Origin of the sequence: Phormidium pseudopriestleyi FRX01, assembly GCF_017313335.1 — a bacterium.
Taxonomy (GTDB): Bacteria; Cyanobacteriota; Cyanobacteriia; order Cyanobacteriales; family Laspinemataceae; genus Laspinema; species Laspinema pseudopriestleyi.
The window spans coordinates 1-23,558 of sequence record NZ_JAFLQW010000577.1; the positions used below are offsets into that span (position 1 = coordinate 1).

Genomic DNA, 23,558 nt, shown 5'->3' on the forward strand with positions numbered 1-23,558 from the left:
ATGGGAATTGATTGCCGAAATAATGGCAACGGTAGGGGTTTGGTCACCAAATCCTCTGACTTCTAAAGGCGTTAATTGATATCCCAATAATCGCAAAATTTCAGTTATAACCAAGGACGAGTCACTTGTTCCAATTGCGCCACTTCATCCCCTGTTAATTGCCACCCCACGGCACCGGCATTTTGTCGCGCCTGTTCAGCATTTTTAGCCCCGGGAATCGGAATAATACCCCCTTGAGCAATCAACCAATTCAAGGCAACTTGAGCGGGGGTTTTGCCATAGTTTTGACCGAATTGGCGTAACAAGTCTAAGACGGGAGCAATTTTCCGCAATCCCTCCGGTTTGAATCGCGAATCCCACTGGCGCGGTCCGCTGGGTTGGGGACCATCGGGGGTGTATTTGCCGGTGAGTAATCCTTGTTGGAGGGGACTATAGGCCAAAATTGTGATTCCTAATTCCCGTGCAGTTTTGATAATTCCCTGGGTTTCTACCTCACGAGATAATAAAGAATAACGCACCTGATTGACCGCTAAAGGAATTCCGCGTTTGGATAAAATAGCATGAGCTTCTCGCATTTGAGTAGCGGAATAATTGCTGATACCAATGGTTTGAATTCTGCCTTTTTCCACTTCATCGGCTAAAGCATTCATCAAGGTTTCTTGACTCATTAAAAAGGTGAAAGGCCAATGAACTTGATAGAGAGTGACTTGGGTTAATTGCAGGCGATCGAGACTAGCGGTGAGCGCTTCAGCAACAGATTCAGTCGTAAACCGCCAGGGTAAAGGACCGTATTTTGTAGCCACTTGAATCGGGGTTTCCGTTTCCCGAATGAATTGACCGAGAAGCTGTTCAGATTTGCCTAATCCATAGACCTCGGCGGTATCAAAAAAGGTGATTCCCGCTTCGACAGCAGCATGAAAGGCTTCCTGAACCTGGGTGACACCGTAGTCTTTGCCATAGTTCCAGAATAGGGTATCGCCCCAGGACCAAGCACCAATACCGAGGGTCGGGACTGTTGGTCCATTGTTTCCTAATTGGATAAATTCCATCGTTTTAAAACCCTGAATCTTTGATTACCATTGTATTGTAATCCAAAATTACCAAGGGCTGCCAATCAGGGTAAAAACCGACCAAAAATAGGGATGTTTGAAATCCTGGGTTTGATTTTCGTTGATTCCATAACGGTATTTCATGACTGCTGTAGGAGTAAATCTAGGCGATCGCCCCGGGATAAAATATCAACCATTGCAGGGTTTCTTACGGTTTTTTGTAAAATTTGACATCATTATTGGACAATTTCTTCAAAGCAGAGTAATTCCCATCCTAAATTTTCTTAAAAAAAGTTTACAACTCAGATTGCCGGATTTTTTCAATTTCATCGAGGGGTGCCGGGAGATTTTCGGTGCTTTGGTTCATCAAATTATCCCGGGTTAATTGGGCCGCTGCGACGCGATGATTGGGTAAAATTCGACTATCCAATTGGCGAATTTTAAGCTAAATTAGGGATGGCCTTTCTGGGGGTTTTTATAGTGAGTTTGTCATCCAGTTTCCGGTAAGGCGAGGGAGGGAGAAGACTCGGGCATCAGTGTCGGAATCGGGGTCGGTGGAATCAGGGTACTTATGCGATCGCCTAGGTGAGAAATTAGCAACTCGATACCAGGGGCAATCCTGTCTGTGCTACTAATCTCGGCAGTTTCACTATCAATTATCCCTTAACCCTCGCTCCAACGGTGACCCTCGCCGGATCTCCTCTCACCATTTATGAAGATAGAAGTGCCGAATTTATTTATACTTTTACCCCCCGATAGCGTGAATACTCCCTTAAATCTGTCCTTTAACGGTCAATTTTACCGTCGGAGGAACGGCAACCTTTGATTTCGATGGCAATGGAGACTCCAATCAGAGTGGGACAGATACATTTGATATAGCTTGGACTAGAGCAGTTGTGGAATAAGACCTCTCCCCCAACATAAGGCGGCCTACAAGGAGAAGGGGTGCAGCATTCGCCATAAATCCGGCAAGTCCAACCTATATCTAGCCGATTGAGTGCTCAATTGAGCCAAGGGGAGAGTCCGGCACTGGCACGATCGCCCATTTCCCCTCCCCCAGAAATTCAGTGAATAAATATCAGAAATTCGGCTAAAAGTCAAGCCCTCGCGCCTCAAATCTTCACCCTAACTTGGGGGTATATTTGCCCTCTATCTCTCGGGCCGGGATTATCCTAACATGATGAAAGCTGAAGCTGTTGTTAGTAAATCCCAATTCGTTATGGCAACTGGCAATATATCCGAATCCAACCTCACCCCCTATCAGGACACCCTTAAGCCCCGAATTGGCCTAGCAACGATGTTTCGCCTGGGTTTATTCCAAATGGGTCTCGGTATTATGTCCCTGCTAACCCTGGGCGTGATTAACCGAGTCATGATAGAAGAACTCAAAGTCCCTGCGTTGATTGCCGCAGGGGCGATCTCCATGCATCAATTTGTCAGTCCCACTCGCATCTGGTTCGGTCAGATGTCCGACTCGAAACCCTTATTCGGCAACCATCGCACCGGCTATGTTTGGATTGGTTCGGCCCTATTTACCACCATTTCTTTCATTGCCGTGCAAGTGGTGTGGCAACTCGGCAGCAGTTTAGAGGCCACCGGATGGAGTCCTACTACCTACTTCTGGGCGGGAGTTCTGGCCCTAGCCTTCAGTATCTATGGTGTGGCCCTCAGTGCCAGTTCTACCCCCTTTGCCGCCCTTCTAGTGGATGTCTCCGATGAAGATAATCGCCCTAAACTGGTGAGTATCGTCTGGTCTATGCTGATGGTGGGAATTATCGTTGGGGCGATCGTCAGCAGTGGTTTACTCAAGCAAATCTCCCTAGATACCCCCATCGAACAGTTACAAGCATCGGTGAACCGTTTATTTCTGATTGTCCCGGCGATCGTTCTAGTCCTCACCGGGATTGCCACCGTGGGAGTCGAGAAAAAATATTCCCGCTTTGGCACCCGGTCTAATTCCTCAAACCGAGACGACCAAATTGGCTTAAGTCAGGCCCTGCGCGTCTTGACTGCCAGTCGCCAAACGGGGATATTTTTTACCTTCCTGCTGGTGATGAGTATCAGTCTGTTCATGCAGGATGCTGTCATGGAACCCTACGGAGGGGAAGTCTTTGGAATGGCAATCTCAGAAACAACCCAACTGAATGCCTTCTTTGGGATGGGGACTCTGATTGGGATTGCATCCACAGGTTTTTTAGTCGTTCCGCGCCTGGGTAAGCAAAATACCACCAAATTAGGCTGTGTTTGTGCCGCAGTCTGTTTGGGACTGATTATCATGGCTGGATTTACCGAAAAACCCGAAATGTTGATGGGGTCCTTACTCTTATACGGTTTAGCATCGGGTATTATTACCACGGGTGCCATTAGTTTAATGCTGGATCTGACTGCCGCAGAAACTGCCGGGACCTTTATTGGGGCCTGGGGATTAGCCCAGGCGATCGCCCGAGGACTGTCTACAGTTTCGGGTGGTGCGGTTTTAGATTTGGGTCGCTTCCTCTTTGGCATACCCGTTTTATCCTATAGTCTAGTGTTTGCCACCCAAGCTGTGGGGATGATTCTAGCGGTTGTATTACTGCGACGAGTCAATATCCACGAGTTCCGCGAGAATGCCAAAGATGCGATCGCGGCAGTAATGGCCGGTGAATTAGACTGAAGCACCCGGGAATTGATTTATGCTCATTTTCCTTGATTCAATCGGCTATTAGCAACTGTACATTCGCAATTTATCAAAAACCAATGACTGATTTTTGGGATCAAGTGCTACACTTTGCGGAGACGACCGCGAACAAGGTCGGTAAAGAGCTAATGGCTGATTTCGGCCAAGTGCAGGCGGTCGAAAAAGCTGATGGCAGCTTAATCACGCAATCGGACAAATGGGCCGATCGCGAACTGTGCGATGCGATCGCCACACGCTTCCCTGAACATGGAATCCTCAGCGAAGAATCCGCACATCTCTTTCCCGATACCGAATGGTGTTGGATTATCGACCCCCTCGACGGCACCACCAACTTCGCCCGCCGTATCCCCATCTGGGGGGTTTCTCTCGGCCTGCTGTATCGCGGTATCCCCGTCTTTGGGTATGTCCATTTACCCCCCCTCCATCAATCTTTTCACGGGTTCTGGTCCGGTAAAACGGGACTGAGCGTACCCGAGGGAGCCTTTCTCGATCGCCGCCGAATTCATAGCAGTTCAGATCCCCTGGATGCTAACCAATTTTTTAGCTTCTGTTCCCGCAGTATCGGCAACTATGAACCTCTTTTCCCCTGCAAAATTCGGATGTTAGGCGTTGCCAGCTACAATTTTCTCACCGTCGCTGCCGGGATTACCCTCGGAGGAGTAGAAGCGACCCCCAAAATCTGGGATATTGCCGGAGTTTGGCCGATAGTCCACGCTGCCGGTGCCGTCTGGCATCCCCTAGAACCGGAACCCATTTTCCCCCTAACCCCCGACACCAATTACGGCGATCGCTCCTTCCCCACTCTCGTCACCGCACAACCGAATCTCCTCCCTGTATTTGAACCCTTTGTCAAATCCTTGGGGTAGAGAAGATGGGGAATTTTGTAGTAACGACTTCAGTCGTTTCTTCCCCCATTTCCCCATCCTCAATGCTCCCAAAAATAGTCTGCAATAGGTCGATCGCCCGTTGAGCGCAGTTCTTCAGGAAGATTAAATAACAGCGATCGCTGCACAAACGGTTCCATTCCGAGGCGATCGCCTACTCGTCTCTCAACCCGACTGGGAATCCCATGTCCATACACAATATGCCCTTGTCCCGCTAAAACCACCACCTGAGTCAGAGGATTTTCCTTCACAAATTCCGTAATGGTTTCAGCCATTGTTTCATCCCATAAAACTTGCGCTAAAAAGAAATTTTCAAACTTCAAACTCGACCCATGCGCTGCCGCTTGATGCAGTTCAAATACCTCCCGCACCATCTGCTGATAATCCAGATTATCGGTCTTAATTTCCGCAAAGGGTGGAATATATGCTTGTTCCTCTTCGGTTAATCCTTCCAACCCTTCCCGCGCCACTTTTCGGGTAATTTCAGTCGGAGTATTTAAGGCTAAAATCGGTAACTGATTCTCTTTGGCAAAGCGCACAATCTCCGCATAATACTCCCAAGGAAATCCCCAGCGACTTTCATATTCAGTTTCTGCAATCAATTCTGTTTCCGTGATTTCTCCTTGGAGATAGCGGTCGATCGCCTCTTGATAGGGACGCTGGAACATTTCCATTGCGATCGCCATATTGGGATTCTTCCGATGTAATGCTCGGATAATCTCCAACTGCGCTTGATGATCCGCCTGACTATCGTGAGTTTCCCCTAAATAAATCACCTGGGCTTCACCCAATTCTTGCAACACCTGTTCCTGGGGTAATAGTCGGGAAAACAGACTATTAACTTCAGGCATCCGAGGCGTGATTTCCACCCCTTGGACTGATACAGTACAAGCTAAAATAATTCCCACAGAGCAAGTAGCTAGTTTAATCAGGTTGGCTTTTTTCATCAATTAATCAATTCTGGGAACATCGCGATTTTCTGCGGTAAAAAATGGTTTTGGACTAAATCCAGTTAAACCAGCAATCAGGGAATTGGGAAAAGCTCCCACCTTTTGATTGTAGGCTTGCACCGCTTGATTGTAACGCATTCGTTCGACTGCAATCCGATTTTCTGTGCCAGCGAGTTCATAACTGAGATTCTGGTATGCCTGAGAGGATTGCAATTGAGGGTTGGTTCCGAGAGATTGATTAAAGCGATTAATCGCCACATTAATTTCTGCGTTAGCCGCTTGTTTTTGGGGTAAATTTTGCGCTTGGAGGTAACTTTCTCGCGATCGCACCAACAGGGCGATCGTTTCTTGTTCCGCAGCGGTTTGTACCCGCGCCAGACTCACCAAATTCGGAATTAAATCCGCCCGACGCTGGAACTGATTTTCAACCTGCGCCCAACTTGCCTCCACATTAGATGCACTGCTAGACAGAGAATTATAGGTAAAAATTCCCCAGAGGGCGATCGCCACTCCTACCCCTGCCGCCACCATTTTTACCGTTTTTTGCCGTTTCTGTGCCGCTTGTTGCTCTTGCGCCTCAATCCGGCGTTTTTCCCGCACCTCTTGAATCGCTTTTTCCATAAACTCCGGCGGAATCTGCACATCCGACCCCGCCTGCTGCAATTGGTCCAGAGAATAACTATTTTGAGACCCAGAATAGTAACGGGAGGCCAGTTCTAGCACTTCCTGGGCCATATCTTCAGGAATTTGAGAATTAGAATCCTTCATCGTCCCACCTCTACCCAGTTCCTAAAAAAATGTTAAATTCTCTTCTAATTTATCCCAATTTATCCCAAATAATGTCAGGATGTAACCAGACCTCGTGACCGGGCTAGAAACGGGTTCTCTTTACAAAAATTAAATTATAAAACCCTTTTCTTCCCCCGAACAGTGGCGAGTCAACCGATGCACTAGGCCAAAATCCCTGACCAATTATTCCCCCAATCCCTGATTCAGCCTACATCGCCGGTTCCATCGCCGCTTCGGTCATTGAAACAGTTTCTTCACAACCCGTTCCCCTTCTCATGATTATGAATCTATTATGGACCTTCGGAAGTCGGCTTTGTTTCCCCAAATCCCTCGCCCTTCTCGACTGGATTAAGACTCGGTTCGCGCCTAGATTGAGAAGGGTAATCCGGGGAAAATTTTTGTGGACAATATTACTCAGTTTATCCCTGATTGGCTTTCCCATAATCAGTCATGCTTTAACGGTGCAAGATGTCCCCAATCCCCAACAAGAATATCGGGGTTGGGTGACCGATATGGCAAATATTCTCAGCAATGAGACTGAAAATCAACTGAATCGAATGATATCGGAATTGGAGGCAACTACGGGGGCCGAACTTGCCGTGGTAACGGTGCCAACGACTGCGCCATCTCCTACTCCAAAAGATTTTACAACCGAACTTTTGAATGAGTGGGCAATTGGCAAAATAGGCCAAGATAACGGAGTTTTGTTTTTAACCTCCGTCGGAGATAGACGAGTCGAAATTGAAACCGGATATGGAGTTGAAGGCATATTAACCGATGCCCGAGTCGGTCAGATTATTAACACTCAAATTACCCCGAAACTTCGCCAAGGAGACTGGAATGGGGGAATATTAGCGGGAACTGAAGCATTAGTCAGCATCTTATCCGGAAATCCCGTAGAAAGTGGGTTGCCTGAATCCTCAATTCCCACGGCACCCGTTGGCGCGAGTTCTATTTTAGCCTTGGGACTCTCTTTGTTTGGTTATAAAAAAGCTAAATATATCTCCCGCCAACCGATTCCTCTCAAATCCACCGGGCGATCGCAAGTCCTGGGCAAATTCAGCACTTACCCCTGGCAATTGTATGGGTGGACTATTTTGGCAGTCTTGAGTATGTCTATTGCCCTTATTCTAATCTCGTTCATCCTCGATCCATCCCGAATGATATGGCAAATAGTATCGGTGGTTTTGATTGGAGTAACGTTCCTCCTACTGTTAGTAAAAATTGGGAATTTTTTCTTTAAACAAATCTTAACATCCATCTCAGGATCTAAGCCAGGATTTTCAGCTTCAAAGACAATGGGTTTTGTCCTATATGGGATAATTTTGGGTATAATTTGTTTATTTTTATCCGTGGTATTAGGGGAAGTTACCCTTTTCTTAGCCACCGTAATATTCCTCACGGAAGAAGGAGAGCAAACTCTCGGATTTTACGGAGTTATTTCCCTAATTGTTGCCAGCTTTTTTAGCCTTACTTTCGCTCAAGTTATTTTATCAAAATTCCGTATTAAATTAACCTTTGAGTGCCAGAAATGCAAAAACACCCTAACTGGGGTATCCGAGGATATTCTAAGCGAACACTTCACCCAACCCCAACAAGTCGCCAAACAATTAGGCAGTACCCGATTTGAAGGGTGGAATTGTTCCCAATGCTATCCCCGTAATTCCTCAAAATTTCATCTGAGACGCTATATCCTCAATCAGGGTCGCTTTAGTGAATGTCCCACTTGCCAAGAATTTACCGTCATCATCACCGACACTATAACCCTCGAAAGTCCAACCTATTCTCATAGCGGGCTACGGCAGATTACTTACCAGTGTCAATCCTGCAATTATCGCAAAGATAAACAAGAAATCATCCCTCAATTAACTGACAACAGTAGCAGTAGTAGTAGCAGTAGCAGTAGCAGTAGCAGTAGTAGTAGTAGTGACGGTGGCAGCTTTGGTGGCGGCAGCAGTGGGGGTGGGGGTGCTGGTGGGGATTTTTAACAGCAATTACCGCAACTCAGTTTCTTGTTTTTCCCTCTCTGGTGCAAATTTTCATGCGGAATCCAACTATTTAAACCGGAAAAATGAAGCCATGTTGACTCTTTTTAACCCTAAAAAAACAAGAATTTGGGGACTCCTCCTGGGATTATCCCTGATTCTATTTCCCCTGCTCACTCACGCCCTAACCGTGCAAGAGGTTTCCAATCCCCGCCAAGAATATGGTGGATGGGTAACGGATATGGCAAATATCCTCAGCGAGAACACAAAAACTCAACTCAATCAAATGATATCCGAATTGGAGGCAAGCACTGGGGTGGAAATTGCCGTGGTAACCGTCCCCACAACCGCTCCATCTCCTACTCCAAAAGATTTTACAACCGAACTTTTGAATGAGTGGGCAATTGGCAAAATAGGCCAAGATAATGGGATTTTGTTTTTAACCTCCGTCGGAGATAGACGAGTCGAAATTGAAACCGGATATGGAGTTGAGGGCAAATTACCCGATGCCAAGGTTGGTCAGATTATTAATACTCAAATTACCCCAAAACTGCGAACAGGAGATTGGAATGGGGGAATATTAGCGGGAACTGAAGCATTAGTCAGCATCTTATCCGGAAATCCCCTAGAGTCCGAAATCGGCTTCTCAGAATCCTCAATTCCAACCCTTACCTTTGGGATTACTGCTCTAATCGCCTTGGCACTCTCTTGGTTTATCTATACCCAAGCAAAATCTATCGCCCGCGAACCGATGACTCTGAAACCCACCGGGCGATCGCTCGTCATTGACAAATCCAGCGACTCTCTAAATCAGACCTTTTATGGATGGATTTATATCGCCCTATTTAGTGTTTCGTTGGCCCTAAATTTCCTCACTCTCATCAGCGATCCATCGGGAAAACTCTGGCAAGGTTTCGCATTCCTCTCTCTGGCAGTGGGTTGCTTGTTTTTAATAGTCAATATTTATCAGGGTATTTCCCCCTATTTTAACCCCAAAATTTTGGAAATATCCCAAATTTATCGCTCAAAAAGAAGCGTGATTTTTGTGGGTTTTGGCCTGTTGGTTATAGCCTTCATTTACCTGTTCACCCAAGGGGATAATTTAATCGGTGGGCTACGTTCTATCATCTCCATTCCCTCTGTTAATTTTGAGGAAAATAGCGGATTAATCCTATTGGTATCGGTGCTAATTTCTAGTTTGGTTAGTTATGTATTTTCACCCTTTGTAATCGCCAAAATTCATTCAAAACTGCCGGTGAAATGCCAGAACTGCCAAAACCCGTTAATCAAGATAAATCCGGATATTCTATGCGATCGCCTCACTCCCCCGCAGCAAGTCGCCAAACGACTAGGCAGCACTAAATTTGAAGGGTGGCATTGTTCCCAATGCTATCCCGATGATTTATCCAGCTTTCATCTCAGGCGCTATCTGCTCAATCCCGATCGCTTTAGTGAATGTCCCCATTGTCAAGAATTCACAATGATTGTTGTGGAACAAAAAATCCTGAAAAAAGCTACTTATGAACGGGGGGGAATTCGCCAGATTGTTTACGAATGTCAATCTTGCAATGATCGCGAGGATACCCAGCAAAAAATTCCCCGCTTAACCCGCGACAGTAGCAGCAGTTATGGGGGTGGTTATGGGGGTAATTATGGCGGTGGCGGTGGTGGCGGTGGTGGCGGTGGTGGTGGCGGGGGTGATTATGGCGGTGGCAGCAGTGGCGGTGGCGGTGCCGGAGGAGATTTTTAACTGATATAGCTTGTCCTAAATGATTTATGCCCTCTCCTGCTCCCCTCTCCTTGTAGCAGAGGGGTTGGGGGAGAGGTCCACATTCGCGGTTACATTCAAAACTCCGCCATTTTGGAATGTGCCATCTGTCAGGAATTGACCATCACTCGCACCGAACAAGTCATCCAGCAACCGACAATCTGTAATACCGGCAGTCAGGAGATTCGCGATCGATGCCACTGTTGCGGCAACGAAAGTACCCAATCCATCATCCTTCCTGCCTTGCCTCCTCCATCTCCCGTTTATAGTTCTAGTAGTCAATCCAGCAGCACGAGTAGCAACAGTAGTGACTTTGGTGGAGGAAAAAGTGGCGGTGGGGGTGCTGGGGAAGATTGGTAGACTCAGATCCTGTCGTGCCATCAGTGCTGACGAGAACCCGGTTTTTTGAAGGTTGACCCAGAATTTTTGGAAACTGGACAAAAACCCGACTTCTGAAATCAGGAGATTGCCGAGCCTGGATGCTATAATAAACTGTTTATCAAAGTAGTACACTCAGGGAATTAATGGGTACGGACAGCACTATCCTCGATGAAGCATGGCAGGTTCTTGAAAAATCGATTATTTACTATAACGGTCATCCCGTTGGGACCGTTGCCGCTTCAGATCCCAGTGCGGAAGCACTCAATTATGACCAGTGTTTTATCCGGGATTTTGTCTCCTGTGCACTGGTCTTTTTAATGAAAGGCAAAACCGAAATTGTCCGCAATTTTCTGGTTCAAACCTTAAAATTACAAATTAAAGAAAGACAACTGGATTTTCTGGAAGCGGGTCGAGGATTAATGCCCGCTAGTTTCAAAGTAGTCTACGGCAAACATGAAGAATATTTACTCGCCGACTTTGGCAACCATGCGATCGGTCGAGTCACCCCGGTTGATTCTTGTTTGTGGTGGATTTTTGTCTTACGGAATTATATCAACACCACCGGCGAATTCTCGATCGCCCATCAACCGGATTTTCAAAAAGGCATCCGGTTAATTATGGAGTTGTGCTTGGTGGCTCGCTTCGATATGTACCCCACCATCTTAGTTCCCGATGGCGCTTGCATGATTGACCGACGGATGGGCATTGATGGTCATCCCTTGGAAATTCAATCTTTATTTTACTATGCCTTGCGATCGGCTAAAGAACTCCTGCTAGAAAATTTAGAGAACTCCTACATTAATCAAGCAGTAGAAAAACGATTACAGTCGCTCAAAATTCATTTGAGACAACATTATTGGCTAGACCTCGATCGCGTCAATGCCATTTACCGCTACAAAGGCGAAGAATATGGGGAAACCGCCCTCAATCAATTTAATATTTACTCCGACTCAATTCCCTACGATCGCCTGAGTCGCTGGTTACCCGAAGGAGGAGGATATCTCGCCGGAAATCTCGGCCCTTCTCAACTCGATTGTCGGTTTTTTGCCTTGGGTAACTTAATGGCAATTTTATCCGGCTTAACCACCCCGGAACAGTCCCTAGAAGTGATGACCTTAATTGAAAAGCGATGGGAAAATCTAGTCGGACAAATGCCCATGAAAATTTGCTTTCCCGCCTTAGAAGGACGGGATTGGGAAATGATGACCGGATGCGACCCCAAAAACCGAGCTTGGTCCTATCATAATGGGGGAAATTGGCCCGTGTTGCTGTGGATGTTGACCGCAGCGGCCCTGCATACCGGAAAACCAGAGATTGCCCGTAAAGCGATTCAAATTTCTTCAAAACGCTTACAGAAAGATGAGTGGCCGGAATATTATGATGGGACAACCGGCAGACTAATCGGGAAAGAAGCGAGAAAGTATCAAACCTGGACGATCGCCGCCTTTTTATTAGCCCAAGAAATGATTGAACATCCCGAAAAGTTATCGATCATGGTGTTTTAAGGGGACATTTGTAGTAATTGTAGGGTGGGCATTGCCCACCTGACTATAGGTGGGCAATGCCCACCCTACAATTGGTTCAAAAAATTTACCTCATAACTGGGGGAACCGCTATATCAGGGATACCCACCGGGTTGAAATTGCCTTTAACCCCAATTTCCCAGAATATTTATAAAAAATACCCTGAAAACCCATAAAATAAGAACTCGGCAGTTTAACAAGCAGGTGTTTTCAAGCAGTGAAGCTCTTTGTCTACCACACTCCCGAACTGACCCCCACCGATAGGGTGCCAGATTGCGCGATCGCCGTTGACGTTTTACGCGCCACCAGCACGATCGCCACGGTACTCAATGCCGGTGCTGAAGCCGTGCAAGTGTTTAGTGATATGGATCAGCTCATGCAACTGAGCGAAGATTGGCCCCCTGAAAAACGCCTGCGTGCAGGAGAACGCGGGGGGGCCAAAGTTGAAGGGTGCGACTTGGGAAATTCTCCCTTAGATTGCACCCCTGAACGAGTCAAAGACTGTCGTTTATTTATCAGTACCACCAACGGAACCCGGGCGCTGCAACGAATCGAAGCAGCCCCCTCGGTACTCGCAGCGGCGTTAATTAATCGCCAAGCGGTGGTTAACTATCTGCTAGAAACCAATCCAGAAACTGTTTGGATTGTCGGTTCGGGTTGGGAAGGCAGCTATTCTTTGGAAGATACTGTCTGTGCCGGGGCGATCGCCGACGGTTTACTCGCCAGTAGCAGTCTCTCACCCAAGGAACTCGCTGGCAATGACGAGGCGATCGCCGCCTTAGCTCTCTATCGTCACTGGCAAGACGATTTATTAGGGTTAATGCATCACGCCAGTCACGGCCAACGCCTGCTCCGTCTTAACTGTCATGAAGACCTAAAATACTGTGCTAAAACCGATATTTTAGAGGTCGTTCCCCGACAAAAAGAACCGGGGGTTTTAGTTAAATAAACTGTCCATTATAAAGGCATTAACAGGTAGGGTTGGCTATGCCAACCTTACTTTTTTTATGTTTATCTTAGCAAATGCAATCTGACCCGCCATGTCCAACCGATAACTTGAGTTAAAATAGGTATATAGCGGTTCCCGGACTCATGAAGTCCAGACATTTAAAGGAGTGCGTAAAGCCTGCGGCATGGCTTCGCTTACCGCGTAGCGTGTGCGTTAGCACAAACATCTTGCTCGCACTTGTCAAGAGCGAGCATCTTGCTCGCACTCCCAAGATGTACATCATAACGGTGGTCACCGCTATAAAAATCGAGTTGAGGGAGCCGACGATGATAATTTCGCACAGTCCAGTCTCACCCCAAATAGAATATCCGGATGAAGATGGTAAACTAATGGCAGAAAGCGATGCAGCACGGGATTATCTGATTTATGCCGTTGAAACACTGGACATTCATTTTCAAAAGCGTGAGGATACCTACGTTTCAGGAAATCTGTTTATCTACTACGAAGAGGGAAAACCAGATTGCGTAGTTTCTCCCGATGCCTTTGTCATATTTGGTGTAGAAAAACGCAAACGACGCTCTTATAAAACTTGGGAAGAAGGTGATAAAAAACCTAATTTTGTTCTAGAGATTACCTCTAAAAGCACTCGCAGTCAAGACCAAGGAGCCAAAAAAGGAATTTATGCTTTTTTGGGAGTCTCTGAGTATTTCCAATACGATCCAACCGGCGATTATCTGCGTCCTAGACTCCAGGGATTAAGGTTAAGGGAAGGTAATTACTTTCCCCTAGAAGTAAACGCCTTACCCGATGGGACTCAAACGATATGGAGTGAAGTGTTAGGGTTAGAATTGCGATTGTTGCCTGGAGGTGAACTGCGGTTTTATAATCCCGAAACTGGGGAACACCTCCTGAGTCATCGGGAAGAGGCGCAGGCGCGACAAGCGGCACAAGCACGAATTGCTGAACTCGAAGCCCGTCTGCGAAGTTTGGAACAGCAATAAGGAATGTTAAAGGGTATTATAGCGTTTTTGTAAAGTCTAAGGTTGGTAATAGGGAGAAAGTGGCGATCGCTCTTGTTGCTCCGCAGTTACGCGCTACTACAAACCTGAAATACATTATCTACAACAGGACTTACGCATATTTTCCGAGAGACCCTAAATGTAGAGGCGATTCGCGAATCGCCTCTACAGATTTAGGGTTGATGCGTAAGTTCTGTACAAAAACCGAGGCAATCTTCAATCCCCTCCCCAATTTTTCGCATACTCTCTCAACACCGGATTGAGGAAAAATTGAGTGACGCCTTCCCGTTCCTGAATTTCTACAAAAAAGCGCCTGCCGAGGGATTGCATCACATTAAAAAACTCTGCGGCAGAGAATTGCGTTAGTTGTAACAGGTGCAGTAATGTCACGGGTTGGGTTGCAGTGGCAAGTTGGGCGATCGCCTTCTTTTCCGGTAACGTTAACCTCTGAAACTTTTGGTCTAGTTGTGCCTGCAAGGGTTCCCATAAAACCGGCGTTTCATAAGTTAAAAACTCTGCTACTCGACCTCCACATAATTCTCGGATTGAGGTGGCGGTTATCTCTAACCAGAGGGGATTGCCGTGATAGAGATTGATTAAACTATCCCATGTTTCTGAATCCGATAAATTTTGGTCTTGCAAGATTGCTTTCGCGGCGTCACCTAAACCCTGCAACACCAGTGATCGCACCGGATAGTTTTGCTTTTCCAAGGTGGTGATCGCGATGGGTTTTTCATCGGCGATCGCGACTAGGCAACTCTGATGGGTCACTTCGGCGATCGTCTTAAAAAACAGTCGATACTCTTCGTAAAGCGCTCCATTTTCCCCCGCCAGTTTGCCAGTATTGAAGGGAATCTGCAAATCATCGAGAACAATCAAACAGCGAGACTGACGTAAATGGGTGAGGAGTTGTGACAGTTGCGTTTCCAGGCGATCGGGAATTTCGGCATCGGGAGAAAAGATCTGCAACAGATTGCTAAGAATTGCACCCAGATCAGAGTAAAAGTGCAAACTGCGATAGATGACATACTCGAAGTGAGTTTTAACTTGTTCAACCAGACGCAACGCCAGATTTGTTTTACCCATCCCACCGAATCCCAGAAGTGCCACCAGACGACAGCGATCGCCAACAATGGCGCGATCGAGGGTCACGAGTTCCTCAGTTCGTCCGTAAAAATTGAAGATTTCCGGCGCATTGCCTAAGTCAAGATGCGGTTGAGTTTGAGTTGGCTGGGTTTGAGGAGGATGGGGAGGCGATCGGCGAGCTTCCGAACAAAGATGAACATTATTAACTGTTACTTTATCTCTACCAATTGCTGATGAATAATTGTAAAAATTCCCTTTCTCTAATACCGCTCTAAAATTCGCTTTGCTAACCTCTTTCCCCAACCCCTGCGAGAGAATTTTCCAGAGTTCCGAACCCACATCTCTAACATGACCCTCGCTGGCATAAGTCTCTTCCGCAATTTTCGCGTAAGTCTCACCCTCCAAAGTCCCTCTAAAAACCTTGTAATCTAACCATTTCAGTCGGTTTTAACCGACTTTAGCTATGAGCCGGGGACTTAAGTCCCCGGCGGAGTATGGGGTGTTATAACTGAATTATTGTCATCAAATCTCAACATTATGAGAGTGTTTATCCCTCCCTCAATGGTTATCCCTCCAAATACCCTACCCCATCCAGTTTAAATTAGCCCCCCCAGGCTTTACCTCCCAGGAGATGGATCAAAAACCTCCATTAAATGAGTCGCAATTCGTCGGGAAGCGCCGGGTTCTCCCATGCGACGCTGACCATTTTCACCGATGAGTTGCAGTAGATCCGGGTCCCGCAAGAGTTGCTGGATGACGGAGGCGACTTTATCTGGGCGTTTGACGAGGGTGACTGAGGGTCCCAGGAGGCGACTTTGAGCTTCGGCAAAGGCGGGGGTGAACTGGGGACCTTTCCCCGGGAGGCCGATCGCCGGTTTGCCTAATCCCACAAATTGCTCCGTTGCCGTTCCTGCCATTGCGATCGCCACATCTCCATAGCGCAAGCAGTCCACAAATCCAGTCTGAGTGAGCAACAATCGCGCCTTTTTCTGGGTAAAGGCGATCGCACCGGATGCTTTTAAGGTGGCGATCGCCCGATCGATTTCTGATGGCCCCGGATCCTCCCCAATCCCATCCAGTAGAGAGGATTGGCGATGCCATCCGTAATTTTCTAACTCCTGAGAGAAATGTTCGATTTTTAATCCTGGGGCGATCGCCCCTAGGATAACGGGATGGCGATTGTTAAAAGTTTCCACCACCGACGCCAGTCCCCAGAGGATTTGCTGCCAATTAGCATAGGCTTCCGGTGCTCTGGATCCGGGCAACAGGGTGACGACGAGCGATCGCTGGGTTTCCTTCCGTTCCGCATCCGGGTCATAAAAAATGGGCGCTGAAGCGTCCACCTCCAAATCATCCATCATCGGATTCCCCAAATCATAAGCGGGAATCGAAAACTGTTGTAAAGTGGCTGTGGTGAGCGCATCCCGGGGAAAAACAGCCCGACAGCGTTTATTCCGCATTAAAGCGCGTTCCCAGGGTACATACACTGACCCGGACCAACTCTCAAACCGTTCAAACCAGGTGCGCCGGGGTAACACTCCCGCCTCATCCCGGAGATAATATTCAGACTTGGCAGTGCCGATAAAGGCGTAAGGAAGACCACTCAAGCGCGCCAACAGCAAGGGGACAATATCCCCAACGGCTAAGACTGCATCCCCTTGTTTGGCCCACTGTCGGATGGCTTGATATTGTTTCCAGGTTAATCCCAGCAATCCGTGGGAGATATCGCCCAATAACTGCCGTCCATCCATATAGACGAATCCCCCGGATGGCATGGGTTTGACCGGACCAATAATTTCTATCTCGGGCGGTTGCAGGTAGGCACGGCCCTCTCCAACCAGGGGGAGTGCCGCTAAGTCGGGAGAATGGGGATGCTGCTGGAGTTGACGCAATACCCTCCGGGCGATCGCATCTTCTCCATGACCATTACTCAGACAGAGTATTTTCAAATCTCACTTCCTCCATTGATTGCTCTCCCAGCCAGCCCTTGGGCCAAATTCACAAATTAATTTGTTAAACCTATTGTCATCCTTCAAATTTTGATTATAATAGAACAAGACACGGGGCCGTACTGGTTTCGATAGTGGAGTGAAAGCTGCTCCGTGATTCAGGCCGAGAGTGAGTTGTCTCTCGTCAATCCCCAACTCCAAAAAAAAGTAAATGCGAACAACATCGTTCCTTTCGCTCGTAAAGCGGCCACTGTTGCTGCCTAAGAACCTCTAGCAGGTTTGAGCGGTCTATAGCTTGACTCCGTTAAAGGCTACAGACAAACCCTCAACGGATGCTCTAGTAAGGTTTCTCTGGTTACTTGCTAGTTAAGACTCAACCCGAGTATCCTGTCATCCGGGATAATGGATGGTCCCCGCCCAAAGGGTTAAATGGGCTACGCCTGTGAATGAGCGGTAGGTGAATACCTCTGCTACACAGCAGTTCGATTCTGCTCGGCTCCATGGTTATCAAAAAAATCAACCCATCCGATACAATGATGTAAAGGATGGGTTGATTTTTTATGAACTCTAAAACAGCGATTGTTATCTGTGAAAACCCCCAATGTGGACAGAAATTTACTAAGCTGTTAGCGGAGGTTAAACGCAGTGAAAAGCTGGGTAGACAGCATTTTTGTTCTTTAACCTGCTACGGACAAGGTAAAGGGGTTAAACAACTGAGCGGAAAAAGAACGACCGCACATTTAAAAAAAGGAACAGAAAAAGACGAATTTTCTCCGTTTCGTCATCCTTTAAAAATTATCAGAAAATCGGTTAAGCACCGAAAGATAGAGGCTTCTGTTACCTTACAAGACCTCAAGCAAATTTGGGACCAACAAGGCGGAATTTGCCCTTATACGGGATGGGATTTGGTGCTGTTCCCTTGCACAACAGACTACCAATCCCGTCCTTTAACGACCAATCGTGCGAGTGTAGACCGGATTGATTCCGCAAAAGGTTACAGTTTGGATAATATTCAATTTGTGGCGGTGATGGCGAATTTGGCTAAACATAGTTTTAAGGAAGCTGAACTCTTGGAGTTTTGTCAGGCAGTTTATCAAAATTATAAAAGTCAAGGGAGGAGTCTCGAAAACATTGCTGGGGGACAAGATAGGGAATTAAAATTTCTCTTTCAATCGAATCCTGTTACTTTTAATTCTCCAAGGGGCGGTCCCCGAATTGATAGTTATTCTCCGTTTCGGCAGCATTTGAATTTAGCTCGAAACCATGCTCGGATGAAGGGACGGGAATGCAGTTTGACTTTGGAAGATTTGAAGCAATTGTGGGAAAGGCAGGGGGGACGATGTGTTTATACGGGATGGGAATTGGAGAATCCCCCGACTACGAATGGGTGGTTGCAGTGCGATCGCCATCCCCGAAGGGCAAGTTTAGACCGAATTGATTCGACTCAGGGATATCGGTTGGGAAATGTCCAGTTTGTTGCGGTGATGGCAAATTATGCAAAACGGGATTTTCCGGAAGAAAAATTGCTAGAATTTTGTACGACTGTGGTAAAATGTCGTCGGCAAGGGCGATAAAAAAAGGCGATCGCAGCTTGATTAACAGAATTCAAGCAACATCCCTCTACCCCACTTTTTATCCTTTTTCCATAGAAAAAAGGGGGAGAATTACTCGGCTGATAACCCTCTCCCTTGAGCAAGTTTTGGATGCATCTATAAGAGACCCTCTTGAGGTTTGAGCCACTTGTTTAAAGTGGTATGAATGGTTTGTCCGATTTGTTGCTTCAAGCGCCAAGCGGCAAAAGCCTTTTCGTACTCTTCTCCATTCATTTGGTAGGTTTTCCATCCTTTTAGGGCAAGGAACAATCCCCATACAAAAAGAATCGGCAAAGTCCAGGTCAGGGTATGAGCCGTGAGTAGATTCAAGACCACTAAAAATGAGTTGGCAATCCCATAACGAACTAGATTATTTTTGAACTTAGTCTGGCGATAAAGGTCAAAACCACGCCGTTGAGTCAGTTGACCTTGATTAACCAACCATTCTTGTTCGGCATGGGCAATATTTTCCGATGGAATGCCGAGTTCTTTGGCGATTTCTACCAGTTGAATTCGGGAAAACTCTTCGGATTCGGTTTGGCGGGCGATCGCCAGGTGCAGGATTTGCTGAACGGCTTCTTGGGTGTAATATTCAGGCATTGTGGTTAATTTCTATAGTGGGAATGGGATCCGATATTTCTCAAAACTCTTTTTACTGTTATTGTAGCGAATTTCAAGAGGGAACCAGCGGGGTGTGAGTACGGATGACTCCCCCCTATACCTGGGAAGTCCGGCGATCCCTAAGCGGTGTTCGTCTTGAACTGAAACAGAAACAGTCCAACGGGCGATCGCACCCCCCTATACGGAAATCCACCCGCGATCGCTGCATAAGCGCCTAGAATAAAACAATCCAATTTGACATTTTTATTTCCAGTTGCTAATTGCTGACAAGCGATAACCCTTCGGCAGATCCTCCCTAGTTTTTCTATAAGACTTACAGAAACTGCCTCAGACTCATTTCCTCTCATCAGTGATCTTAACTTAAAAAAACGATTGAAGCTGACCCTAACCCTTAACAATGCCTGAACCCTATCACCCTGCCAACCCTTCCATGTCAATCAATCATTCCCTGATGTATTCCTCGGCCCTGGAACGGGCAATTGACCCCAACCCACCCATCGTTTCCCCGGAAACATCCCTCGAAGAAGTCCTCGCCTTGATGAGTCATGTTAGAAGTAGCTGTCCCTTGCCGTACTCTACTGACTCGATTCAAACCAATATCTGGGATTCCGTGAGGGCGAGTTGTGTCCTTGTTTTAGAAGGAACACCCACGGTTTCTGAACAACTGAATGCGATTCGAGATACTGGAAAACTCCCCGATCGCCCAGACCGAATTCTTGCTAGTCAAGTAGGGATTTTTACCGAACGGGATATCGTCAAAATGACCGCCGCTGAAGTTGATTTAAAAAACGTCAAAGTCTCGGCTGTCATGACTGCACCCGTGGTTACCCTCACCGAATCCCAATCCCATGATATTTTCACCATATTGTCAGTTTTTAGACAGCATCAAATTCGCCACCTTCCCCTGATTGACAATCAGGGCTATATCTTAGGAATTCTCACCCCAGAAACCATTCGACAAGCCCTACAACCTGTCCGTCTTTTAACTCAGTTACGAGAAGTGAAAGACATCATGAGTCATAACGTGATTCAAGCTCCCCTGCACGCTTCTGTGCTTGAATTAGCTCAATTAATGGCCGATCGCCGGGTGAGTTGCGTCGTCATTTGTGAAGACTCCCCCAACACCGACACCACCCACCCACTCGCCAAAATTCCCGTGGGAATTGTCACAGAACGAGATTTAGTCCAATTTCAAGCCTTGCAACTGGACTTAGGGAAAATGCAGGCCAAAGATGTCATGAGTTCGCCTTTATTTTCCCTCAATCCCCAGGATTCCGTATGGTTTGCCCATGAAGAAATGCAGCGCCGACGAGTGCGCCGGTTGGTGGTTTCTAGTGCTGAAGGATATCTCTTGGGACTGGTTTCCCAAACCAGTTTGTTGCAAGCCTTACATCCCACGGAAATGTATGGAGCGATTGAAACTTTACAGGAAGTTGTCGAAAATCGCACCCAAGAATTACAACAAACTAATGAACAATTGCAACGGGAAATTGAGGAACGTAAACGGGCCGAAATTGCCCTACAAACCGCTCATGATAACTTACAAAAATTGGTAGAAGAACGCACCGCAGAACTGCGAGCAACTAACGCCAAACTGCAACAAGATATCTGCGATCGCCAGCGAGTCGAGGCCGCCTTGCGCCAGTCTGAGGCCCAGTTACGACAGCAAGCCGAGGAATTAGAAGCTGCCATGCGATCGCTGCAACAAACCCAATTCCAACTTATCCAATCTGAAAAAATGTCCAGTCTCGGACAATTAGTCGCTGGAGTAGCCCATGAAATTAACAACCCCGTTAACTTTATCTATGGAAACCTTTCCCATGCGACACAGTATATTCAAGACCTCTTAGAACTGATTAATTTGTATCAAACCCACTTCAATCAAAAGGTTCCTGAAATTGAGGATAAAATCGAAGATATTGATTTAGACTTTTTAGTCATAGACCTGCCCAAAATGATTGCTTCCATGCAGATTGGAGCCGATCGCATCCGGTCAATTGTCTTATCCTTGCGCAATTTTTCCCGTCTTGATGAAGCGGATAGGAAGCGGGTCGATATTCACGAAGGACTCGATAGCACCTTGATGATTTTACAACATCGACTTAAAGCCCATCCGGGACGGCGAGAAATTGCCATCCTGAAAGAGTATGGAAATTTGCCCAAAGTGGATTGTTATGTTGGTCCACTCAACCAAGTCTTTATGAATATTATCACTAATGCGATCGATGCCCTGGATATGGGACATAGCAAGAACGAGCGATCAAACGGCAAAGCGCTGTCGCGATCGCCCTTATCCTCCATCCCCGCAACATCCCCCACCATTAGTATTCGCACCCAACTTGACGAAGGCGATCGGATTACCATCTCCATAGCAGATAATGGTCCAGGCATGACCGAAACCGTCCGTCGTCGCTTATTTGAACCCTTTTTTACCACCAAACCCGTCGGCAGTGCCACCGGATTAGGATTATCCATTAGCTATCAAATTGTCGTCGAAAAACATAAAGGAGAATTGCATTGCCATTCAACCTCTGGACATGGAACCGAATTTATAATTGAGATTCCTTCCTCTCAACCCTATTATGAACCGCCCCTATTTGATGTCGCCAGCCAGAACATCCAATCCCAAGACTCCTAAGTGCTAAGACAGCAACTACTTAATCCTTCAAATTTCCAGGGAATAGGTGAGTGATGCCAAGACAAGCCATGATATAATAGAATGTTTTGAACTATTTTGAACCCAATCCAACGGAATCAATCGATTGTCCTCAAGTTTAAATCATTTTAATCCCTGAATCAGCAATGATAAGATATAAAACTTATTAAAAAATGCCTGAACCTAACTATTCAAGGTCGGTATTCAAGCTGGAGTTGAGGAAATGGGGCGACTGCCTCCCCAACCGAAGCCCTGCCAGACTAGAGTAACCAAAACTGACGCGCCAAAACAGGGGAACATTCGTGCTCGATATCAAGCAAATCCGGGAAAATCCACAAACCATTCAGGAACGCCTGAATCGGCGAGGAGAAGGCTATAATTTACAGCCGATATTAGACTTAGATCGCACCGGGCGAGAATTAGAGACCCAGCGATCGCAACTTCAAGCCCGCAGCAACGAAATCGGCAAGCTGATCGGCCAACATATTAAATCCGGCAGCAAACCCGATGACCCCGCCATTCAAACCTTAAAAGAAGAAGGCAACCAACTCAAAGCTCAACTGAGCGAACTCGAACCCCGAGAAAGAACACTCAAAGCCGAACTCGACAACCTCCTCTTAAACCTCCCCAACCTCCCCAGCGACTCGACCCCCGTGGGTAAAAGCGAAACCGAAAACGTCGAAGTGCGGCGCTGGGGTGACGAATATCTCCCAAAACATGACCAAATTCGTCCCCACTGGGAAATTGGCGAACAAATGGGGATTATCGACTTTGAACGGGGGGTGAAAATTGCCCAAAGTCGATTTATCAGCCTGATCGGGGCCGGTGCCGCCTTAGAACGAGCCCTAATTAGCTTTATGCTCGATCGCCACATTCGCCACGGTTATGTAGAAGTCATGCCGCCGGTTCTGATTAATAGTGCCTCCTTGCGTGGGACCGGCCAATTGCCGAAATTTTCCGAAGAGAGCTTTCAATGTAGTGAGGATGACCTCTGGCTGGCCCCCACTGCCGAAGTGCCAGTCACCAATCTCTATCGCGATGATATTCTTGCATCAGAGAACTTACCGATTTATCACTGTGCCTATACCCCTTGTTTTCGCCGGGAAGCGGGGGCCTATGGCAAAGATACCCGAGGATTGATTCGACTGCATCAATTTAATAAGGTCGAATTGGTCAAAATTGTGGCCCCTGAGACCTCCGAGGACGAACATCAAGCCCTGGTTCAGGATGCCGAAGCCATTCTGCAAGCGTTGCAACTGCCGTACCGGGTATTGGAACTCTGCACCGGAGACATCGGCTTTGGGGCGCAAAAGTGCTACGACTTAGAAGTCTGGTTACCCTCTTCGGGCAAGTATCGGGAGATTTCTAGCTGTTCTAATTGTGGAGATTTCCAAGCTAGACGCGCCGCGATTCGATTCAAAGAAGCGGGGAAAAAGGGGACTCAATTTGTCCATACTCTGAATGGATCCGGTTTGGCCGTGGGGCGAACAATGGCAGCGATTTTAGAAAACTATCAGGATCCAGATGGCACGGTTCGGATTCCGGAAGTGCTGCAACCCTATCTTGGGGGTAAAACCGTGTTGTAAGGGGATGGGGAGTTTGTTCGTAGTAACGACTTGCTGTCGTTGCCAAGAGTGTCATGGCATCCTTCATGATACTTACCATGAGCGAATTAAGCAC

At 47.0% G+C, this 23,558-nt stretch carries 19 protein-coding genes and 1 other RNA gene; 13 read left to right on the plus strand and 7 right to left on the minus strand.

Annotation, left to right across the window (positions count from 1 at the left end):
• Positions 1 to 104: 104 nt before the first annotated feature.
• Together J0895_RS21925 and J0895_RS26555 are read right to left on the minus strand one after the other, a co-directional pair.
• Positions 105 to 1,049 (minus strand): aldo/keto reductase, encoded by a 945-nt coding sequence (locus J0895_RS21925; RefSeq protein WP_207090121.1) that lies wholly within the window; start codon positions 1,047 to 1,049, stop codon positions 105 to 107.
• Between the two features lie 295 nt (positions 1,050 to 1,344).
• Entirely contained in the window at positions 1,345 to 1,479 is a 135-nt protein-coding gene (locus J0895_RS26555; protein WP_277989886.1) for a hypothetical protein, read from the minus strand.
• A gap of 789 nt (positions 1,480 to 2,268) precedes the next feature.
• Here J0895_RS26555 and J0895_RS21930 point away from each other — a divergent pair.
• Both J0895_RS21930 and J0895_RS21935 read left to right on the plus strand, forming a co-directional pair.
• Positions 2,269 to 3,702 (plus strand): BCD family MFS transporter, encoded by a 1,434-nt coding sequence (locus J0895_RS21930; RefSeq protein ID WP_207090135.1) that lies wholly within the window; start codon positions 2,269 to 2,271, stop codon positions 3,700 to 3,702.
• Between the two features lie 83 nt (positions 3,703 to 3,785).
• Positions 3,786 to 4,592 carry an inositol monophosphatase family protein gene (locus J0895_RS21935; protein ID WP_207090122.1) on the plus strand — a complete coding sequence of 269 codons (807 nt, stop codon included), beginning with the start codon at positions 3,786 to 3,788 and terminating at the stop codon, positions 4,590 to 4,592.
• 59 nt (positions 4,593 to 4,651) lie between these two features.
• Here J0895_RS21935 and J0895_RS21940 read toward each other — a convergent pair whose 3' ends face one another.
• Together J0895_RS21940 and J0895_RS21945 are read right to left on the minus strand one after the other, a co-directional pair.
• Positions 4,652 to 5,557: a ChaN family lipoprotein gene (locus J0895_RS21940; protein WP_207090123.1), complete on the minus strand. Its 906-nt coding sequence runs from the start codon at positions 5,555 to 5,557 to the stop codon at positions 4,652 to 4,654.
• A 3-nt stretch (positions 5,558 to 5,560) separates the two neighbouring features.
• A complete protein-coding gene (locus J0895_RS21945; protein ID WP_207090124.1) occupies positions 5,561 to 6,328 on the minus strand; it encodes a LemA family protein in 768 nt (255 codons plus the stop codon).
• Positions 6,329 to 6,747: 419 nt separating this feature from the next.
• On the opposite strand from J0895_RS21945, the gene J0895_RS21950 reads away from it, so the two are divergent.
• From J0895_RS21950 to J0895_RS21975, 6 genes are all read left to right on the plus strand, one after another.
• Positions 6,748 to 8,337, plus strand: coding sequence for a TPM domain-containing protein (locus J0895_RS21950; protein WP_207090125.1), 1,590 nt, complete (start codon positions 6,748 to 6,750; stop codon positions 8,335 to 8,337).
• Complete coding sequence (locus J0895_RS26560; protein WP_340643566.1) at positions 8,276 to 10,084, plus strand: TPM domain-containing protein; 1,809 nt, start codon at positions 8,276 to 8,278, stop codon at positions 10,082 to 10,084. The genes J0895_RS21950 and J0895_RS26560 overlap by 62 nt, the downstream gene beginning before the upstream one ends.
• 111 nt (positions 10,085 to 10,195) lie before the next feature.
• Positions 10,196 to 10,462 (plus strand): hypothetical protein, encoded by a 267-nt coding sequence (locus tag J0895_RS21960; protein ID WP_207090126.1) that lies wholly within the window; start codon positions 10,196 to 10,198, stop codon positions 10,460 to 10,462.
• Between the two features lie 164 nt (positions 10,463 to 10,626).
• Positions 10,627 to 11,988 carry a glycoside hydrolase 100 family protein gene (locus J0895_RS21965; protein WP_207090127.1) on the plus strand — a complete coding sequence of 454 codons (1,362 nt, stop codon included), beginning with the start codon at positions 10,627 to 10,629 and terminating at the stop codon, positions 11,986 to 11,988.
• Positions 11,989 to 12,223: 235 nt separating this feature from the next.
• Positions 12,224 to 12,955 (plus strand): 2-phosphosulfolactate phosphatase family protein, encoded by a 732-nt coding sequence (locus J0895_RS21970; RefSeq protein ID WP_207090128.1) that lies wholly within the window; start codon positions 12,224 to 12,226, stop codon positions 12,953 to 12,955.
• 326 nt (positions 12,956 to 13,281) lie between these two features.
• Positions 13,282 to 13,956, plus strand: coding sequence for a Uma2 family endonuclease (locus J0895_RS21975; protein ID WP_207090129.1), 675 nt, complete (start codon positions 13,282 to 13,284; stop codon positions 13,954 to 13,956).
• Positions 13,957 to 14,190: 234 nt separating this feature from the next.
• Here J0895_RS21975 and J0895_RS21980 read toward each other — a convergent pair whose 3' ends face one another.
• The gene (locus J0895_RS21980) at positions 14,191 to 15,501 is read right to left on the minus strand and encodes a helix-turn-helix domain-containing protein (protein WP_479724814.1); all 1,311 of its coding nucleotides are present in this window, start codon (positions 15,499 to 15,501) and stop codon (positions 14,191 to 14,193) included.
• 176 nt (positions 15,502 to 15,677) lie between these two features.
• On the minus strand, positions 15,678 to 17,009 hold the full coding sequence (locus tag J0895_RS21985) for a lipid-A-disaccharide synthase-related protein (protein ID WP_207090130.1): 1,332 nt from the start codon (positions 17,007 to 17,009) through the stop codon (positions 15,678 to 15,680).
• 113 nt (positions 17,010 to 17,122) lie between these two features.
• Between J0895_RS21985 and ssrA the strand changes: the two genes are divergently transcribed.
• Positions 17,123 to 17,513: a transfer-messenger RNA gene (ssrA, locus tag J0895_RS21990) on the plus strand.
• A 56-nt stretch (positions 17,514 to 17,569) separates the two neighbouring features.
• Positions 17,570 to 18,583, plus strand: coding sequence for a hypothetical protein (locus tag J0895_RS21995; RefSeq protein ID WP_207090131.1), 1,014 nt, complete (start codon positions 17,570 to 17,572; stop codon positions 18,581 to 18,583).
• Between the two features lie 135 nt (positions 18,584 to 18,718).
• Here J0895_RS21995 and J0895_RS22000 read toward each other — a convergent pair whose 3' ends face one another.
• A complete protein-coding gene (locus tag J0895_RS22000; RefSeq protein WP_207090132.1) occupies positions 18,719 to 19,201 on the minus strand; it encodes a 2TM domain-containing protein in 483 nt (160 codons plus the stop codon).
• Positions 19,202 to 19,305: 104 nt separating this feature from the next.
• Here J0895_RS22000 and J0895_RS26565 point away from each other — a divergent pair, with 104 nt between their 5' ends.
• The 3 genes from J0895_RS26565 to serS all read left to right on the plus strand — a co-directional run bounded on the left by J0895_RS26565 (position 19,306) and on the right by serS (position 23,464).
• Positions 19,306 to 19,440 carry a hypothetical protein gene (locus J0895_RS26565; RefSeq protein WP_277989887.1) on the plus strand — a complete coding sequence of 45 codons (135 nt, stop codon included), beginning with the start codon at positions 19,306 to 19,308 and terminating at the stop codon, positions 19,438 to 19,440.
• Positions 19,441 to 19,619: 179 nt separating this feature from the next.
• Positions 19,620 to 21,860, plus strand: coding sequence for a CBS domain-containing protein (locus J0895_RS22005; RefSeq protein WP_207090133.1), 2,241 nt, complete (start codon positions 19,620 to 19,622; stop codon positions 21,858 to 21,860).
• Positions 21,861 to 22,180: 320 nt separating this feature from the next.
• A complete protein-coding gene (gene serS / locus J0895_RS22010; protein ID WP_207090134.1) occupies positions 22,181 to 23,464 on the plus strand; it encodes a serine--tRNA ligase in 1,284 nt (427 codons plus the stop codon).
• The last annotated feature ends 94 nt before the right edge of the window (positions 23,465 to 23,558 follow it).

What these genes read in the sequence shown, in the direction of transcription:
- J0895_RS21995 (WP_207090131.1), top strand. Translation starts at nt 17,570, where the DNA reads ATGAACTCTAAAACAGCGATTGTTATCTGTGAAAACCCCCAATGTGGA.
- J0895_RS21975 (WP_207090129.1), top strand. Translation starts at nt 13,282, where the DNA reads ATGATAATTTCGCACAGTCCAGTCTCACCCCAAATAGAATATCCGGAT.
- J0895_RS22000 (WP_207090132.1), bottom strand. Translation starts at nt 19,201, where the DNA reads ATGCCTGAATATTACACCCAAGAAGCCGTTCAGCAAATCCTGCACCTG.
- J0895_RS22005 (WP_207090133.1), top strand. Translation starts at nt 19,620, where the DNA reads ATGCCTGAACCCTATCACCCTGCCAACCCTTCCATGTCAATCAATCAT.
- J0895_RS21945 (WP_207090124.1), bottom strand. Translation starts at nt 6,328, where the DNA reads ATGAAGGATTCTAATTCTCAAATTCCTGAAGATATGGCCCAGGAAGTG.
- J0895_RS26565 (WP_277989887.1), top strand. Translation starts at nt 19,306, where the DNA reads ATGACTCCCCCCTATACCTGGGAAGTCCGGCGATCCCTAAGCGGTGTT.
- J0895_RS21940 (WP_207090123.1), bottom strand. Translation starts at nt 5,557, where the DNA reads ATGAAAAAAGCCAACCTGATTAAACTAGCTACTTGCTCTGTGGGAATT.
- J0895_RS21925 (WP_207090121.1), bottom strand. Translation starts at nt 1,049, where the DNA reads ATGGAATTTATCCAATTAGGAAACAATGGACCAACAGTCCCGACCCTC.
- J0895_RS21965 (WP_207090127.1), top strand. Translation starts at nt 10,627, where the DNA reads ATGGGTACGGACAGCACTATCCTCGATGAAGCATGGCAGGTTCTTGAA.
- J0895_RS21930 (WP_207090135.1), top strand. Translation starts at nt 2,269, where the DNA reads ATGGCAACTGGCAATATATCCGAATCCAACCTCACCCCCTATCAGGAC.
- J0895_RS21935 (WP_207090122.1), top strand. Translation starts at nt 3,786, where the DNA reads ATGACTGATTTTTGGGATCAAGTGCTACACTTTGCGGAGACGACCGCG.